General features: G+C 46.4%; 18 protein-coding genes and 1 riboswitch. Of the genes, 12 read left to right on the forward strand and 6 right to left on the reverse strand.

Features of this window, described 5'->3' with window-relative positions; genetic code table 11:
* Nucleotides 1-48 precede the first annotated feature (48 nt).
* The 4 genes from NZD86_RS07335 (at nucleotide 49) to NZD86_RS07350 (ending at nucleotide 2,089) form a co-directional block, all read left to right on the forward strand.
* Nucleotides 49-327: a hypothetical protein gene (locus NZD86_RS07335; RefSeq protein WP_268045856.1), complete on the forward strand. Its 279-nt coding sequence runs from the start codon at nucleotides 49-51 to the stop codon at nucleotides 325-327.
* A gap of 195 nt (nucleotides 328-522) precedes the next feature.
* Complete coding sequence (locus NZD86_RS07340; RefSeq protein WP_268045857.1) at nucleotides 523-723, forward strand: cold-shock protein; 201 nt, start codon at nucleotides 523-525, stop codon at nucleotides 721-723.
* Nucleotides 724-1,003: 280 nt separating this feature from the next.
* On the forward strand, nucleotides 1,004-1,438 hold the full coding sequence (locus tag NZD86_RS07345; RefSeq protein ID WP_268045858.1) for a MarR family winged helix-turn-helix transcriptional regulator: 435 nt from the start codon (nucleotides 1,004-1,006) through the stop codon (nucleotides 1,436-1,438).
* 225 nt (nucleotides 1,439-1,663) lie between these two features.
* Nucleotides 1,664-2,089, forward strand: coding sequence for a MarR family winged helix-turn-helix transcriptional regulator (locus NZD86_RS07350; RefSeq protein ID WP_268045859.1), 426 nt, complete (start codon nucleotides 1,664-1,666; stop codon nucleotides 2,087-2,089).
* A gap of 137 nt (nucleotides 2,090-2,226) precedes the next feature.
* Here the strand turns inward: NZD86_RS07350 and NZD86_RS07355 are convergent, their stop codons facing one another.
* The 3 genes from NZD86_RS07355 to NZD86_RS07365 form a co-directional block, all read right to left on the reverse strand.
* Nucleotides 2,227-2,415: a DUF1540 domain-containing protein gene (locus NZD86_RS07355; RefSeq protein WP_407655244.1), complete on the reverse strand. Its 189-nt coding sequence runs from the start codon at nucleotides 2,413-2,415 to the stop codon at nucleotides 2,227-2,229.
* A gap of 490 nt (nucleotides 2,416-2,905) precedes the next feature.
* On the reverse strand, nucleotides 2,906-3,097 hold the full coding sequence (locus NZD86_RS07360; protein WP_268045861.1) for a hypothetical protein: 192 nt from the start codon (nucleotides 3,095-3,097) through the stop codon (nucleotides 2,906-2,908).
* A 330-nt stretch (nucleotides 3,098-3,427) separates the two neighbouring features.
* Entirely contained in the window at nucleotides 3,428-3,565 is a 138-nt protein-coding gene (locus NZD86_RS07365) for a hypothetical protein (protein WP_268045862.1), read from the reverse strand.
* 254 nt (nucleotides 3,566-3,819) lie between these two features.
* On the opposite strand from NZD86_RS07365, the gene NZD86_RS07370 reads away from it, so the two are divergent.
* The 3 genes from NZD86_RS07370 (at nucleotide 3,820) to NZD86_RS07380 (ending at nucleotide 5,021) form a co-directional block, all read left to right on the forward strand.
* The gene (locus NZD86_RS07370; protein ID WP_268045863.1) at nucleotides 3,820-4,041 is read left to right on the forward strand and encodes a hypothetical protein; all 222 of its coding nucleotides are present in this window, start codon (nucleotides 3,820-3,822) and stop codon (nucleotides 4,039-4,041) included.
* A gap of 1 nt (nucleotide 4,042) precedes the next feature.
* Nucleotides 4,043-4,252 (forward strand): hypothetical protein, encoded by a 210-nt coding sequence (locus NZD86_RS07375; RefSeq protein WP_268045864.1) that lies wholly within the window; start codon nucleotides 4,043-4,045, stop codon nucleotides 4,250-4,252.
* A gap of 235 nt (nucleotides 4,253-4,487) precedes the next feature.
* Entirely contained in the window at nucleotides 4,488-5,021 is a 534-nt protein-coding gene (locus NZD86_RS07380; RefSeq protein WP_268045865.1) for a small multi-drug export protein, read from the forward strand.
* An 89-nt stretch (nucleotides 5,022-5,110) separates the two neighbouring features.
* Here the strand turns inward: NZD86_RS07380 and NZD86_RS07385 are convergent, their stop codons facing one another.
* On the reverse strand, nucleotides 5,111-6,442 hold the full coding sequence (locus tag NZD86_RS07385) for a glycosyltransferase family 87 protein (RefSeq protein ID WP_268045866.1): 1,332 nt from the start codon (nucleotides 6,440-6,442) through the stop codon (nucleotides 5,111-5,113).
* Nucleotides 6,443-6,614: 172 nt separating this feature from the next.
* Nucleotides 6,615-7,790, reverse strand: coding sequence for a hypothetical protein (locus NZD86_RS07390; protein WP_268045867.1), 1,176 nt, complete (start codon nucleotides 7,788-7,790; stop codon nucleotides 6,615-6,617).
* A 103-nt stretch (nucleotides 7,791-7,893) separates the two neighbouring features.
* Here NZD86_RS07390 and NZD86_RS07395 point away from each other — a divergent pair, with 103 nt between their 5' ends.
* Nucleotides 7,894-9,492, forward strand: a complete 1,599-nt coding sequence (locus NZD86_RS07395) for a DUF2142 domain-containing protein (protein WP_268045868.1) — start codon at nucleotides 7,894-7,896, stop codon at nucleotides 9,490-9,492.
* 60 nt (nucleotides 9,493-9,552) lie between these two features.
* On the opposite strand, the gene NZD86_RS07400 is transcribed toward NZD86_RS07395, so the two are convergent.
* The gene (locus NZD86_RS07400; protein ID WP_268045869.1) at nucleotides 9,553-10,149 is read right to left on the reverse strand and encodes a hypothetical protein; all 597 of its coding nucleotides are present in this window, start codon (nucleotides 10,147-10,149) and stop codon (nucleotides 9,553-9,555) included.
* Between the two features lie 156 nt (nucleotides 10,150-10,305).
* Nucleotides 10,306-10,450: riboswitch (cyclic di-AMP (ydaO/yuaA leader) on the forward strand.
* Nucleotides 10,451-10,654: 204 nt separating this feature from the next.
* Between NZD86_RS07400 and NZD86_RS07405 the strand changes: the two genes are divergently transcribed.
* The 4 genes from NZD86_RS07405 to NZD86_RS07420 all read left to right on the forward strand — a co-directional run bounded on the left by NZD86_RS07405 (nucleotide 10,655) and on the right by NZD86_RS07420 (nucleotide 14,497).
* Nucleotides 10,655-11,017 carry a Na-translocating system protein MpsC family protein gene (locus tag NZD86_RS07405; RefSeq protein ID WP_268045870.1) on the forward strand — a complete coding sequence of 121 codons (363 nt, stop codon included), beginning with the start codon at nucleotides 10,655-10,657 and terminating at the stop codon, nucleotides 11,015-11,017.
* A gap of 125 nt (nucleotides 11,018-11,142) precedes the next feature.
* Nucleotides 11,143-12,483 carry a TrkH family potassium uptake protein gene (locus NZD86_RS07410; protein ID WP_268045871.1) on the forward strand — a complete coding sequence of 447 codons (1,341 nt, stop codon included), beginning with the start codon at nucleotides 11,143-11,145 and terminating at the stop codon, nucleotides 12,481-12,483.
* Between the two features lie 15 nt (nucleotides 12,484-12,498).
* Nucleotides 12,499-13,218 (forward strand): potassium channel family protein, encoded by a 720-nt coding sequence (locus tag NZD86_RS07415; RefSeq protein WP_268045872.1) that lies wholly within the window; start codon nucleotides 12,499-12,501, stop codon nucleotides 13,216-13,218.
* 34 nt (nucleotides 13,219-13,252) lie between these two features.
* Nucleotides 13,253-14,497, forward strand: coding sequence for a cation:proton antiporter (locus NZD86_RS07420; RefSeq protein WP_268045873.1), 1,245 nt, complete (start codon nucleotides 13,253-13,255; stop codon nucleotides 14,495-14,497).
* Nucleotides 14,498-15,293: the final 796 nt, after the last annotated feature.

Here is a 15,293-nt window from a genome sequence, read left to right on the forward strand (position 1 = left end):
ATCACTTGCAATCGATCAAAGTGGATCTTCTTCGATTATCAAAAACAGATGCTGATGAAACGTAGCGCAGTAGCAAATTTAATTATGGCCACGCTAGCTCTTATTGTTTTTACGGCTGTAGGGCGTGATCGATATAATTTTGTAGCTGTCTATATACCGCTGATGTTATATGGTATAATTTGGGTTTTGCTGCTAAATAAGCAACTAAAGCTTGATGAGAAAAATGAAAACGGCTCGCAAGAAGAAATGAAGCAAATCAGTCAGCGCATGAGGGAAGAAAGAGAGTATAGAGCACCGAGATTTAAAAAACCCCCGAGTCATCGTTAGCTAGAGACCTAAATAGTAACCTCAGTTACGCAATATAGATTTCTGGTCGGCATGGTTAAACGTTTTTATTTCGGGTAGAATGGAAACGATTGATGTTTTGTTTTGACGCATTGACCATGATGTCCGATGGCGACATGGGAAAGTGGCTTCTGCGTAAATTAAATGTGTGCTGTGGCACCATGGAGGAATTTTTGCATGCAACAAGGAACAGTTAAATGGTTCAACGCTGAAAAAGGCTTTGGGTTTATCGAAGTTGAAGGCGGAGAAGATGTATTCGTACATTTCAGCGCAATCCAAGGTGATGGTTTTAAGACACTTGATGAAGGCCAACGAGTAGAGTTCGACATTGTTGAAGGACCAAAAGGTCCACAAGCAGCGAATGTCGTTAAATACTAAATATAATAGGTGCCCATGCGGATGAGCTGCATGGGCTTTTCTATGTCTTACCTCATTTGTCAATAAGAACGGTAGCACTTTAACTTTAAATGAAAAAATAGAAATTTGTGCTGTACACACGTCGTTGAATCATTGGGGTTAACATGGCTAAAATTGATGCATACCTAGTACTCCTCAATAATGTTTTAACCCCATTGCCTCGTATCGTCAGCTCCGTCGATATGGGGCATTTTTAATTATAAAATTGAATCATGGTCACTGGTATTTGGGAGGTTCAGTTGTGGAGGAAGAACAAGATCACATCGGCGTCATAGAACATGAGGTTGCTATCCTGATCCGCCGTGCAATGGCATTTAGTGCGTTGTATAAGAAATTAGGCGCCGTTGATAGGCCGGCCTACTTACTTCTTCGGCAAATTAAAGAAGCAGGTGTCATTGGAATTAAGGAACTGGCGGACGAATTCCATTTGGACCGGTCCACAATCAGTCGACAGGCTGCCGCATTGGAATCAAGGGGATTGATACAACGTGTCCCTGACAGGATCGACGGTCGTCTTAGTTTATTCGTCATTACTGAACTGGGTTTACGGATGCTGAATGAAACAAAGCAAATCCGTCACAGACGGTACTCAAAATTACTGCAAGACTGGTCGGATGAAGACCTTGAGAAATTCGGCAAATTCCTTGGGCTCTTGAATAGAACATTTATTGATTAAAGCGGTTTGTACGTACCGAAAAATCGAAGATGATGACTACCCTATTTGGTGACTTCTGTAATGGGTGGTTTTATGTAGACGACACGTTTCATTGAATAATCGACCAAAGGCGTGAATAATTAGAGGGTACAGTTTGGACATCTCCCCGTATCGTTCAGTGAACACATGATACGGGGAGATTTTTGGTGGATAACTATTGATTTGGTCGTTCGGGGGAATCGGGCTATGGCTTCTGAAAAATATAGCGTCGGGGTCATTGAACACGAAGTTGCAATTTTGGCTGGTATGAGCGCGCTACACAAGAACTTAGGCGTCGTGGAACGTCCGGAATATGTATTGCTCCGACAAATCAATGAGTACGGTTTGGTTGGGATTAAAGAACTGGCTGATGAGTTTGGCTTGGACAGAGCGATCATTATGAAACATGTTGCCATATTGGAGTCCGAGGGATGCATCAAACGTGTACCTAGTGGTTCTGACGATAAAACCGGTCTGTTTCGTAGCACTCAATTAGGTCGCGATCGTCTCCATGAAACTAAGCAGATGCGCTTAAGTAAATACTCCTCTATGTTGAAACGTTGGACAAATGGGGATCTACAGAAGTTTGGTGAACTGCTCTCATTGCTGAATAGAACATTGAAGGACGAATAAGTTGCGGATATACGTGGATATATAAGATTTGGTCCGCTGAAATCCTAAGATACCCATTATAGTTTACACGAGACAGCCCTCAGCTCAGACTGAGGGCACTCGCCAGGATGCATGCCTCACAGAAACATCCCATCAACTCACCGTGATTCTTTAGGCTTAAAAGTGTGACAACAGGTGTCCGCAGAATTCGATGCCGAATCTTGGTGCTCCCCACCTAACATCCCAAACTCAACATTCGAATTCATATTGGCGTGCTTATCAATACTGACTAAAATTGATGATGCGACACAATTATTTCCTTTAGCCCAATACTCGCAGTTTGCCACGCTACACTTGACATCAACTTGCAACTGGGTTCACTCCTCGACACTATTGTACTATCCATCATCGGCATGATCAGATGACGATATACTCACTGTCATGATTCTGGAGTGTGTCATCACCCATCTGATTTTTGGATCCATTGAAAAGAATCATGGAAAGTATATGGTGAACTACTATCTTCGCGAGAGGGTAGTCACGAATTGAGGTCTCCTAAGAAGATCACACGAATCCCGCTTAGGCATGGAACGAAGCACACAGGAAATAGGCTTGTCAATGTAAGGGAATCGTCCGATAACACATTGATCCCTTGCAAATCATTCATGACAAACCCATGTTTAATTCTGCACTTTACGTCCAACCAAGGATATCGGACAGTGACGTCCCTATAGAACGACCCAGCCCTTCAACATGCATTAAATATAAGCACGCAGGTAGATTGTTAATGAAGTATGGCTGAAGGGAGGGAAGTCCCGGTGACTGAATTTGAACCCATCAACCGGCCGCTAGGTGTTCAGCTTGTCCGATTTCAGTGACTGGTGACGCATTGATGGCTGCATCTTGATTGCAAACTCCGAGGGGAATGTCCTGGCCATCTGGCAGCCGTCTAAATCCCGTACGGAATACGTTGTCGGAGTGGTCAACATCATGGATAATACCGCAGTGAAGGCAATACATAACAGTCATGCTTGGTCACCCCTTTGGTTACATTATATTCGATTTAGTTTAGAGACTTTCGTCGGTTAATATGATAAATATTTTATGAATTTTATTCATCATCACAGCTTTATATAAATGTGCATCAAAATATTAGTTTCCTTTGTTGATAGACATGAAATGAAATTCATAGGTCATCCTCAAAAGAGAAGAGAAAGGACACAATATCTCGTAAAATCGCGGATCGTTCATCACACGTTATAAGAAAGTAGTGAGGGTTACAACGAATGTCTTCGGGTTCGCCTGCACCACTTTCTTATCCCGTCGTGTTGTGTGACTAAAACCCCTCTTGCCGGGACATTACAACCAGTGCTGAACAAAGTATCTGAACAGGTAGAACAGAACAATAATGGCTGCAATGAGCCCGAATACAGTTGCACCAACGGTGGAGCCTGTAGCTCTATCTAGGCGTTTGCGTGGTTTGTCTTTTGTCACCATGTCTATGCCTCCCACTGTAGCTTGGCTTAGGAATGACAAAACCATTCAACGGTGAACAACCGGTGTAATATTTATTTGCAGTCTCGTATAAATATTGATGAAAATCGTGGATTGGGATATAATTCAACACGACACAAATTTACCCCGTTTCGCTCCTCAATGGCTTCGGCTGTTGGGGAGTTTTTTTACTTCGGCCACGGCGGATAGGGCAAACTGTACAGGATTTGGCATACGTATGACTTTGGGTGATGACGATGGACTGGATAACTCCAATCATCTCTGGTTCGGCTGGTGTAATCGGTGCAGCGGTTGGTGTTCTGGGCAACATCATCAGTTTTCGAAGTCAGCGAAAGTCAAACGAGATCGAACGTTTGCAGAAGCTCACCGATGATAAATTTGCGGCGTATAACGAGGTTTTAGACGTGAATGGCAGAGAGCCAATCCTTCAACCTAGCCGCGGGAGGGTGGCGCCCTGATTTGTATATGAGGCATATTCGTCCAGTTCTTTTTAAGAACTATCATCTTCTTGACGAACAAATTAGAAGACAAGTACGGATCATAGACAACCATCTTCAACTGAAGCGCTGGGGTATGACCACGGAAGAAGACGTTTCCGAGCACTTAGAATACATGTATTACGTTGAACTGATTGACATGTTAGAGCATGAGTATCAGTCGTTTAAATAATTTTTTCTGTTGTTTGAAGTGACTCCTATCAAATCCATAGCTCCTTAAACGACTCTGAATCGATGAACCATTTCCAGCAATAGAACGTCTATTGCGTGAATGATTCATATACAATGGAATCAAATGGTTTACATGGAACACAAGGAATTACGCCACAATGTGAAAATAGGGTACCCGGAGTCGGGTTTAAACATCGTATATTATAAACATCATTGCAGGTGTAAATAGAAGTGGGGTGCGGACCTTACAGTCATTAGCGAAAAAATTTGGTTTTCCGAAGGCCTTGGCGGCAGGTGCTGGGGGAGCGTTGGTTGCTTTCTTTGCGGCATTTGCGGTGGGGTATGCACAGGGTAAAGTATGGGCCACCCTGTCTCTCATTGGGACATCCATTTTATTGGAGGCCCAACCGGCTGCAGTAGCCAGCGTTCCACTGGGATTTCACCCTGTCACGGGTGCTATAATTAGCATTTTGGCCAATCTAATACCTATTCCGCTTCTCATGCTCACATTCGATGAATTAATCAGACGCTGGGGTTGGGCGAATCGGCGTTTGAAAAAGGCTGAGAAATGGTCACATAAATACGGTAAATATGGCGTATGGATCTTGACCATCTTATGCCCCTTTTTGGGAGCGTACGTCTGTATTACTATCGGTTACGCAATGCGATGGAAGCCAACACTTGTTTTTTTGAGTGTGAGTCTCGGGATGGCAGCGTCGGCATTTCTCATTGCTTTTGGAGGCCACTCTGTCAGTCGAATATTTCACTGAGTGCATGGCTCCCAAAGGTAATCGTCTGACTCTCAGTTGTACACATGAATAGTAAAGCTACATAGGACTGAAACATCCATGCCCAGCGGTTATATTTCCCGCCTTGAACGCTCTTCATCACTTGATGCAGAGGGAAGTTGACCCAAACGTTGGGGAAGTGAGTGACTCTGCCAAATAACCCCTACCAGAACAATCATGATAACCCAGAACATATCAGTTTGTAGGCCATACAGGGCAGGCCAACGGTAAACAAAGAAATTTACGACAAAGGTCATGGGAAGCGATAAAAACATCAGGCTTCCCGTAACAAGTAGAGTTAGGGCGCACGCTTGCCAGAATGATGATCTTTGCTGCCTGTAGCGAACAAATCCTTGTTGGGCATGTTGTGCTAGAACAAGAATGGCTGGCACCGCAAATACCATGTGCATCTCCTCAACAAGTGGTGAGAATACGATTGTCGTTAGGGAACCGGCGGCTAGATGTGTTGCCGAATGAAGTGTGTCTTTTCGTGAAATGTACACTATGACCACTCCCACAGCGAACATGAACGCGATAAAGGCCACATGTTGCATTGACGTCCCGATTGGTAATAACCCATGTCTCGAAAACAGACTTAACACACCTAGAAGCGACTGATTGTATGGTGCAGGCCCGTTTTTCATGCTCGTCTGTCCAAACGAATAGAACTCTTGAGCATAACGAAGGGTGACGTCTTGCCCAAGCCACACTGTTGTTAGTCCAACCAAAACACCTGTCGTAATAACCGCAGACATTCCAGTGCGCCACTGCTTACGAAGTAAGACATATACGAGTACAGCTAACGGTGTAACCTTAAACGCGATGGCGAGTCCGAGTGGCACTCCAGCAAGGAACTTGCGATCCTGCCGAATGAAATAGAATGTGAGAACAATGCACAACAGCAGAATGCTGTCGACGTTTCCGACCCCAACGTCCACTTGAAATGGTGTTAGGGTGATGCAAATGAAAACGACAGTGATTCTGCTTAACAGTGACATACGCGACCAGAGAATCTTGGTCAAAAGATAAACCGCCGATGCATACGAGCAGACGGAGATTCCGAGCCACAGTGAAGCGGCAACACGAAAGGGGAATAAACCCAGCCAGGACCAGAAGGTAGAAAACTCCGGAGGATAGACGTATGCATTGTTTGGGTTGACGGGAAACTGCAAGGTTCTTAGAAATTGGTGTTGAAGGAGCGGATCGTAGAGGTGAGCGGGACTTTGATGCAACACGACTTCGAAGGCGTAATAGAAGAATGCGAAATCGTACCGTAAGAAGTTCATACGAGCTAAGCCATGCCACTCGAGATAAGTGGACATCATGGCAATAACCACGATAACTGCATACGTGATTCGTTTGAACGACGCTGACATAATTTTCGCCAAAAGTCCCTGAAACACGTGATCACCCTACAATTCAAAGTCAATAGCACACGAAAAAAAGGGGTAACCGCATGGAGGAACGGCTACCCAGGTAGAAAGGAGGCGGAACGGTTACAACTGAAATTATAGTTTCATGTTCTTGCGTGAATGTGGAGATGCTGTGGAGAAAACTTGGGCTTTCTAAGCAAACTCACTGATAAAAATTACCGTGAATGAACAGGGAAGAACCTACGAATGCCGTGCAGGCAAAGCATATCATCACGACACCAAATAACCAGTTCGGTAAACGATTTGCGAGGCCTAAATACACGGGGTAATATATGCTGGCAATACGAATACCACTTTGAAACGGAGGACCTGCAGGATAGAAACAGAGTGTGATGATTAAGCCGGACGTGACATAGAGCAGGTGGCTTAGTTTTTCTGGTTTTGAGATCGGAACACCGCGAATGTTCCATACGAGAATTACGCCGATAACATAGACGATTTCCATGATGATGCAAATAAGTATGAGTATCCCGTTTCCTATAAGTCCCATTTGTTTGTAGGCGTTCACAAATACAGTCCAAGGCCATGTCCAATGGGCATGCCAAGAGATCGATTGAGCATGTGAGAATGCTAGTGGATCGTGGCGCGTTGCGGCCAGATATACCATGTATGCCGCCAGACCTAATGCACAGCCAAGTCCCCACACAATTGCACCCCAAAAGTCCCGCCAATACTTTTTTACGACTGAGTTTATGCATCTGATCAAGGGAAAGAGCCCGATTAAAACTCCGGTACCTTGTGTTGAAGCGGTCATCGCTCCCAACATTGCGGCCAACCACCAGCGCCGCTTTATTCCAAAAAATACCGAGGCTAACGTGCAAAAGAGGGTCCAGGGCTCGGCATAAATTGTCGAGTAAAATATGGCAGCAGGGCTGAGCGCGAACAGCCATGCAGCTTGTATCGCCTGAACATAGCTAAGTCCTGCTCGTTCGCCTATGTATTTTATCAGTAGCATTGAGATAATAAGAACGATTTGTGTCACGATAAGCACGATCCACTGTTCAAAATAGTGCACCAGCAACGGAACAAACGGGAAGAAAGCGACTGCAGCTTGAACATTCCGTTGTCCGGGGACGTGCGTGTACCCGAACCTTCCGATATTGATAAACCATAGGCTGTCCCATTGAAACCAACCAGACGCTATGTTAGGGTATGACTCCGGAAAGATCTTCACATGAAACAGGAGCGGAAATCGGGTTGCAGCTGTTAGGATCAATAGATGAACAACAAACGGATACACCCACCAAGTGGGAACCTTACGTAACCACTGAATGGCGGGTTGGAGTTCTCTTCTGTTCGTGTCCAGTGCGTGCGCCACACGCGTCCCTCCTCTTTGGACACTTTTTCAAGTGGGATAATTCAACGGGCAGTGAGGGCAATATATCACCGATACATACGGTGGTGTGAAAGGTGATTAGGTTATGAGTGCCAAGGTGATTTTATCACTGCGAACATTTATATTGTTCGCGTGTGCGGCTCTCGTATGGGTATGGGTGCTGCCCATATGGCAAGGACCTGATGAAACAGCGCACTTCTCATACGTGCAATATATGATGTATCATCAACTGCCCCCGAAAGTCGACAATGTTCCTCCGGGCTTGCAGCCTTGGAGAAGTAGTGCATCACATTCTATTATCGTGTCACGGAACGTAACGCAATACAATCGAGTACTAAAAAATCCGTCGATACATATGAACATATCACCTGAAATGCGGGATTCGGCTCTTCGTCATATTCAACGTGCGAGTGGTCTCAAATCGAACCAGGCGGGATCGCAAAATTATGTTGGTATCTATCCTCCGTTGTACTATGGACTCGTCGGTAAATTCATCCATCAAGTAGACGTTCAAAATGTGAATCACCAGGCGTACATAGCCCGTTTATTGTCAGCACTTATTTTTGGCGTCTTCGGTATTGTCGTGGACTTCATGCTACAACGTGTCATATCAGACAGTTGGCGCAGAGCACCTGTTGTGTACTCAATTCCTTTATTGTTTCCCACGCTGTCAATGCTTGGAGGCGTCGTGAACAATGACGTATTGATGGACACGATGTGCTTAAGTTTGTTCTGTATTATACTGGACGCCTTGTATCGTACGGTATGGCGATACACGGTTTGTGTGATTTATGGTGTGGTGCTGGGAGTAGCCCTCATCACGAAACCAGACACGTATGTCCTTGCTTTCATCACCGTGATGGTCGTTCTTATCCGAATGTGGCGGACCGTTCCGTCAAAATGGAAGGTGGTTCATTTTGCGGGAGTGAGTGCTGTCCCTGTTCTTATCCTCTCTGGCCCGTGGTTTTTTATGGTATTGTTGTATTACAATTCAATTGTCCCCCCGTTGACATACCAAGGTACCGGGTCATGGCCGCGAGATACACATTGGTTTACCACACATTTATTACAGTCCGCCGCGTATCAGAGAAGCATTATGGTTTATCAGACCGTTTCGGGGATTGACTTCCCTTGGTGGACAAAGCCAGTTTCTTCTAACTTGTTTTACAACGTGTGGGCTTGTCTGGTGGGTGGACTGACCCTTTACGGTGGCTACAGGTTGTACCGCACCAGTAAGTCGGTATTTGTCGTTTCACTCGCCTGGGTTGCAGTGGTTTTCGCATTTCTATGGTTTACTGCCTATACTTACTTAATGAAGACTGGAACGCACTTTCTGCAGGGAAGGTACTTTTTCATGACACTGCCTGTCGTCATTTATGTACTGGCCAACGCACTTAAACGGAGCGCGTTTCTGCTGCGGCTAATACCAATTTTTTCAGGTCTCGTCTTCGCTACAGTTGTGAATGCTACGGCTTATCGCTATTACGGTCATGGGCTGCTTGACATGATTACAGGACAGGTCGTCACATATGACCCATATACGATCACAGTGGTTGGACGGATGAGCCTCATACCATTAGCCCTGATGCTCATCTGGTATGCGGTGAGATCGAACGAGGCGAGAGAGTCTGGTCAGTTAGAAGGGGCGCCATCCGTTAGGGGAAGAGTCAAAAAGCCACATTGAAACAAGTGTTCATATGTTCATAAAAGACCCTCACCACCTACAGTCGTGAAGGTCCAGGTTTTAAACCCAAAAGTGCATCTTGTTCGCAAAGTTTAGGGTGACGCCTATTGTCAAGTACATGAGCCATATACCAGTGATGAACATGAAGAATCCGACTGTCTTGTGACCATGAATTCCACTTGCCCGAGCAACGATCTCGCTGATGTACACGAGGACAAGCCCGATAAATAAAATGGCAACTGGGATGTCACCGTTATTCCAAAACGAAATGACGCCGAGCGCGCTCAGAACGAGCATGCCGATTGCCATCCACGCCTCGGGTCCCGATTCAGCTCCGACGTACCGCCTCCAACCTAAGATAATCCAGTGAACACCATACGACGTGAAGGCCAGGGCCGCCATATACAACGGTGTTGCATTTCGATAAACCGGGAACCAACTCAAACCGACCATGATGTATGTTCCGGTGATAAACTGCATAAACCCCCCGAAAAAAATGCCCCAGAGTGCGACGGTCTTGTCCAACTGTCGACTGTCCTGTGACCAATTGGGCCCATTGAAGAGAGCGGTGCCGCCCTGCACAAAATAATTCGTACCAAGACCAAAAAAGCCAATCGCGACGGGCCAGAATGACGATATGGGAAACACATCATTCATTACCATGCCATCTCCTTTTGTGTACTTTGTTAAACGAGTCACGAAAGATCTTGTCTCCTATTTTGTACATAACGTCAGGGTTCATTCCGAACATTACATAGAAACGTCAAATTTGGCTATTGCAAAATATCCAGGTCCACACTATATTGGTCTGCGTACAGATTGACGTCGAATTTCCGTGAACAAGGTTCAGGGAAGGCGGGGGAACCAATCGAGTGGGGTGAATTTCTTTTATGAAACGGGTGTACACTTGCTACCCGAACCCGTCAGCTAACCTCGTAGACGTGGCAAGTGGGAAGTAAGAGGGAATTACATGTATTGTACATGTCAATCGCCTTTGAATTGTAGCAGTTCCCACGAAGGAGGAACGAACAGTCGGGTTTGTACCTGCTTTTCGTTAGTTCTTTCGATCTGTATACCCTTCTATGGGAGTCGTGCGGTTTCACAGCTGTTCGATTTCATGTGAGGGGAAGCACGCAGAAGGAGGGTACCTGCGATTCCAAGTATGGGACAACGAATCCGTTCAATTGAAGGCGCGATAAATGAAGCGGTTCTGAAATTCCAAACTGAAATTGTCGGTAGAGGCCCAGAATCGATTCGCACCATGATCTTAAAGGACATGGTCATCGTTCGCATGAAGGGGTCACTCAGTAAGGAAGAGAGTTATTTGGTCAAGCATGATCGCGGACGTTCTTTAGTCAAGCAGGTACGTCAGGTCTTGCGTGAACAATTCAGTGAGGAAATGGAAGGGATTATTGAGCGAGAAACGGGCTATAAAGTGGTGTCTAGCCACAGTGACATCAGTACAAAAACTGGTGAGCGAATTGAGATCTTCATTCTCGATCACGAGTTTTCTTTAAATGAATGAACGTATTTTGTCATTCGACAGGTGGATAGATCGTGCGGTGACTGTGCAGGCAGGCGCTGGCGATTTATAGACCAGTACGAGTGGGGTAATAATACTCCTTTGTGCTGGTCTTTTTCTGCCGCGAAATGAATGTCTTGGAGGTGTACATCCTGGGATTTCGTATCAGTCCTCCGCAAAAGGTAGTCTTGGGCTATTTTTTGATCATCGTGATCGGCGCAGTCTTGTTGTTGTTGCCGTTTTCCCGACGTGCACCCGTTTCCATCACGGACGCGTTTTTCACTTCAACCAGTGCCCTGTGCGTGACAGGCTTGAGTACGGTGACAACTGCCACGACATGGACGGCATTCGGCGCCTTCGTCATCGCCCTCTTAATGCAAGTGGGTGGAGCGGGAATGACGTTGGTGACCACCGGTATTTATTTGGTGCTAGGGCGAAAAATTACGCTGCGTGACCGTGTGTTAATCGCGGAAGATCGCAACTTCGGTGTCCACGGAGCTGTACGGCTGATCCGGAGCATTCTCATTTTCAGCCTTTCTATCGAAGGGATAGCTGCAGTCTTATTTACATTTTACTTTCGCCTGGTTTATCACTATACGTGGTTACGCGCCGTTGGAATCAGCGCCTTTCACTCAGTCTCGGCGTTCAACAATGCAGGGTTTGATTTGTGGGGAAACAATCTTGAAGGGTTTAAAAATGATCCTTTTGTCGTTATCGTGACCAGTCTTCTCATCATATTGGGAGGACTCGGCTTCATTGTACTCACGGAATTGTATAGTTATCCAAGAACACGCCGATTGTCATTGCACAGCAAAATCGTTTTACGCATGACAGGGTTGCTACTGGCCCTCGGAACGGTAGCGATATTTCTTATTGAGTACAATCACTCCATGAAGACATTGTCGTGGGGAAGCAAACTTCTCAATGCCTGGTTTTCGTCCGTTACGACCAGAACAGCCGGATTCGACACGGTCCCGATAGGGAATATGACCGAGGTGACATGGTTTATCATGGTCATTCTCATGTTCATCGGAGCGTCCCCTGGTTCAACCGGTGGAGGCATCAAGACGACGACCTTCTATGCTCTGGTGAAAGCGACATTGGCTTCCCTTAAGGGAGATGAAGAGGTTGTCGCTCACGGTAGATCGATTTCCTGGGCGATTATTCGAAGGTCCATGATGCTATTTTTCCTAGGTATATCCATCGTGGTCTTGGGTACAATTGCGGACTCAGTTCTCGATCCGAAAATCAGTTTGTTAAGGTTTCTCTTCGAAGAAACTTCCGCATTCGGAACAGTTGGGCTGACGACAGGCATCACCGGGATTGTGAGCACACCTGTTAAGTGGGTCATCATTGCCACCATGTATGTTGGTCGGGTCGGTATTCTAACGGTTCTTGTGGGCATGCTTCATCGGAAGGGACTTGTCTCTCGGGTCAAACGCGTTCAAGAGCGCATTTTTATTGGATAAGTTGGAGTATGGATGGTGTTAAATGTGGCATATAAGAATTCAGCGTTGCTGACAAATATACGGAATATGGGAAAACGTAACCAGAAAACAATTGGCATCATTGGGGCAGGTAGATTTGGTACGTCTGCTGCACGGGAACTCCTTGCAAATGGACATGAAATACTGTTAATAGACAACAATGTGAAACGATTGGAATCACTGGCTGGCGACTGCACGACTGCAATTGGGGATGCCGAAAGTCCGGAATTCCTGGAGGAAGCAGGAATTAAGGAAGTTGATGCTGTGATCGTGGCGATTGGCGAGAACGAATCTGCTTCCAATCACGCAGTGATCAATTGTAAGGATTTTGGACTGTTTGTAGTGGCCAAGGCGACGGATGCAACGCATGGGAAAATTCTTGATAGATTAGGGGCAGACTATGTTGTCTATCCTGAGCGGGACTCGGCCACTCGTTTAGCTCGCTTTATTACCCGGTCCTCGATATTGGACATGGTGGAGTTGTACGACAAGGTTTTTATGATGGAGATAAACGCAACCGGGCCCATTGTAAACCGACCACTCGAATCCCTTGACTTGCCGAACACGTTTGGGGTCCAGGTCGTTACGATCCTGCGTGGAGACGAAACTGTGTTTCCGGTCTCGGCGACGGACGTTGCACAAGAGGGGGACCGGGTTGTGGTACTCGGACCTGAAGAGGCACTGCAGAAATTAGCAAAGGCAGTCGGACCCTCCTAACCATGCATCGAGGGGCTAATCGGGAGCGCTGAACATGTTACAAATGGATAATTGGGAACATGCTCTAACAGTTCTGATTGTCGTTATTGCAGGGGGGCTGGTTGTCGGTAAGCTGACGGAGAAGCCTCGAATCCCTGATGTTGCAGCATATTTGGTGTATGGGATCGTGATTGGACCGGCCGTATTTCACTTGGTACAGGAACCTAGCCAGTCGCAGGTCAATCAGTTACTCCTCAATATGGGAGCGACGCTCATTTTGTTCGACGGCGGCCGCAGTGTTCGGTTCTCTGTCTTAAGGCGAGTCTGGGTGAGCATCGTTATGCTGGCCACCATTGGCGTTTTGGTCACAGCATTTGTCATGTGTATCGCTGCGCACTACATCCTGGGGACATCCTGGATTCTGTCGTTGCTGCTGGGTTCCGTCAGTGCCTCGACCGATCCAGCCACGTTAATTCCTGTATTTAAACGTGTATCGATTGTCCCGCGGTTGCAACAAACTGTGGAGTCTGAGTCTGCATTCAATGACGCGACGGGTGCGGTATTAGTGTTCACAGTGTTGGGACTAGCAGCGGCTGGAGGCCATGTACGTTGGTATGAGCCCATATGGACATTTGCGGAATCAGCCGTGATAGGTCTTGTCATTGGTGCCGCTTTGGGCCTCCTAAGCTTATGGCTCGTATCGAACCGGGCGTGGGGGATTTTTCACGAATACGGATCCATCGTTATGCTCGCTATTGCCTTGTCATCTTACCAAATCGCGAGTGGGCTTGGTGCCAGTGGGTTCATGGCGGCCTTCACAGCTGGGGTCGTCAGTGGCAACGGCAAAGCAGTTGGCTGGTCATTCGCAGCGCATACGGAGGAGAATATTCACCACTTCGGCAATTCGATCACCCTAATTATGCGCATGCTGATTTTTGTTTTGCTGGGAACCCAGGTGGACTTTGGACTGGTCTCGAAGTATCTGTGGGTGGGATTAACCCTGGTATTGATCTTCATCGTCATTGCCAGACCTCTTGCAGTCGTCTCTTCCGTATGGGCAGATCCAAGAGCGAAATGGCGTAGGAATCATATCACTTTTATGTGTTGGGTTCGTGAGACTGGTGTGATCCCGGCCGCGTTATCGGGCATGTTGGTCGCCAAGGGAATACCAGGTGCACACGTTATCAGCGCCATCACGTTTCTAGCTATCTTGTTGACCATCGTTATTCAAGCGAGTACAACCGGATTTGTTGCAAAGCAGTTGGGCGTACTAGACGGGACCGAACAGGAAGACTATTAGCCCATCGGTATAATCAAGACGAGGGTATTATTCAACTATAGGGTCTCAGGAATAAACAAGATAACCGCGCCAGAATCGCATGCTGGCGCGGTTTAGTTATAGTCGAGCACATTGCCAGCGCCTGACTCTATTTGAATGAAAATAGACTAAAATATTAGATGTTTTTGACGAATACCCTCATAAATATATCCAATCTGTCGAAATGCTATAACTAGACTTCATAAATACGTCGCTGAATTCCGCTGTGGTAGCCATCTCTTGATATCGCTTAATGATCGAAAGGATGGATGATCATGCAAGGGACAGATTGGATCGAAACCGACAGCGCAAGTCTGTATGAGTACGTCGATAGAGTAGATTTTCTTCATGACTGTGACACTGTAGGCAAGGTACCCCACTCATATCGACTTCAACAATATTCTCCGTCAAAGGGAAACTTGTTAATTGAGAAGAGACGACTCAGGCATTATCCACCTCGTGACCATGGACCGAGGGGGGTAATACGATGACACATGCAATTGGATTCTTTATTGTAGTTGCTCTCATCGGGACTGTTTACACTATATTCGCGGCACAAGTGCTTGGGACGCCAAGAGACTATGTGGATACAACAAAACGTTAATTTTCTCCGGGGTGTCTCCGCACATGAGGCATCCCGTTTTGATTTGTCGACCATCGGTCTGTTTGGTCAGCTTCCGTGTATGGCCTCTCGCACCTTTGCCGACGGATTAAAAAAAACAGCCCACAGACGTGGACTGTAGAGTGGGTTTGTAGGTATGCTGGGTTGTAGACAAGT

It is taken from the genome of Alicyclobacillus dauci, assembly GCF_026651605.1.
GTDB classification, from domain to species: Bacteria; Bacillota; Bacilli; order Alicyclobacillales; family Alicyclobacillaceae; genus Alicyclobacillus; species Alicyclobacillus dauci.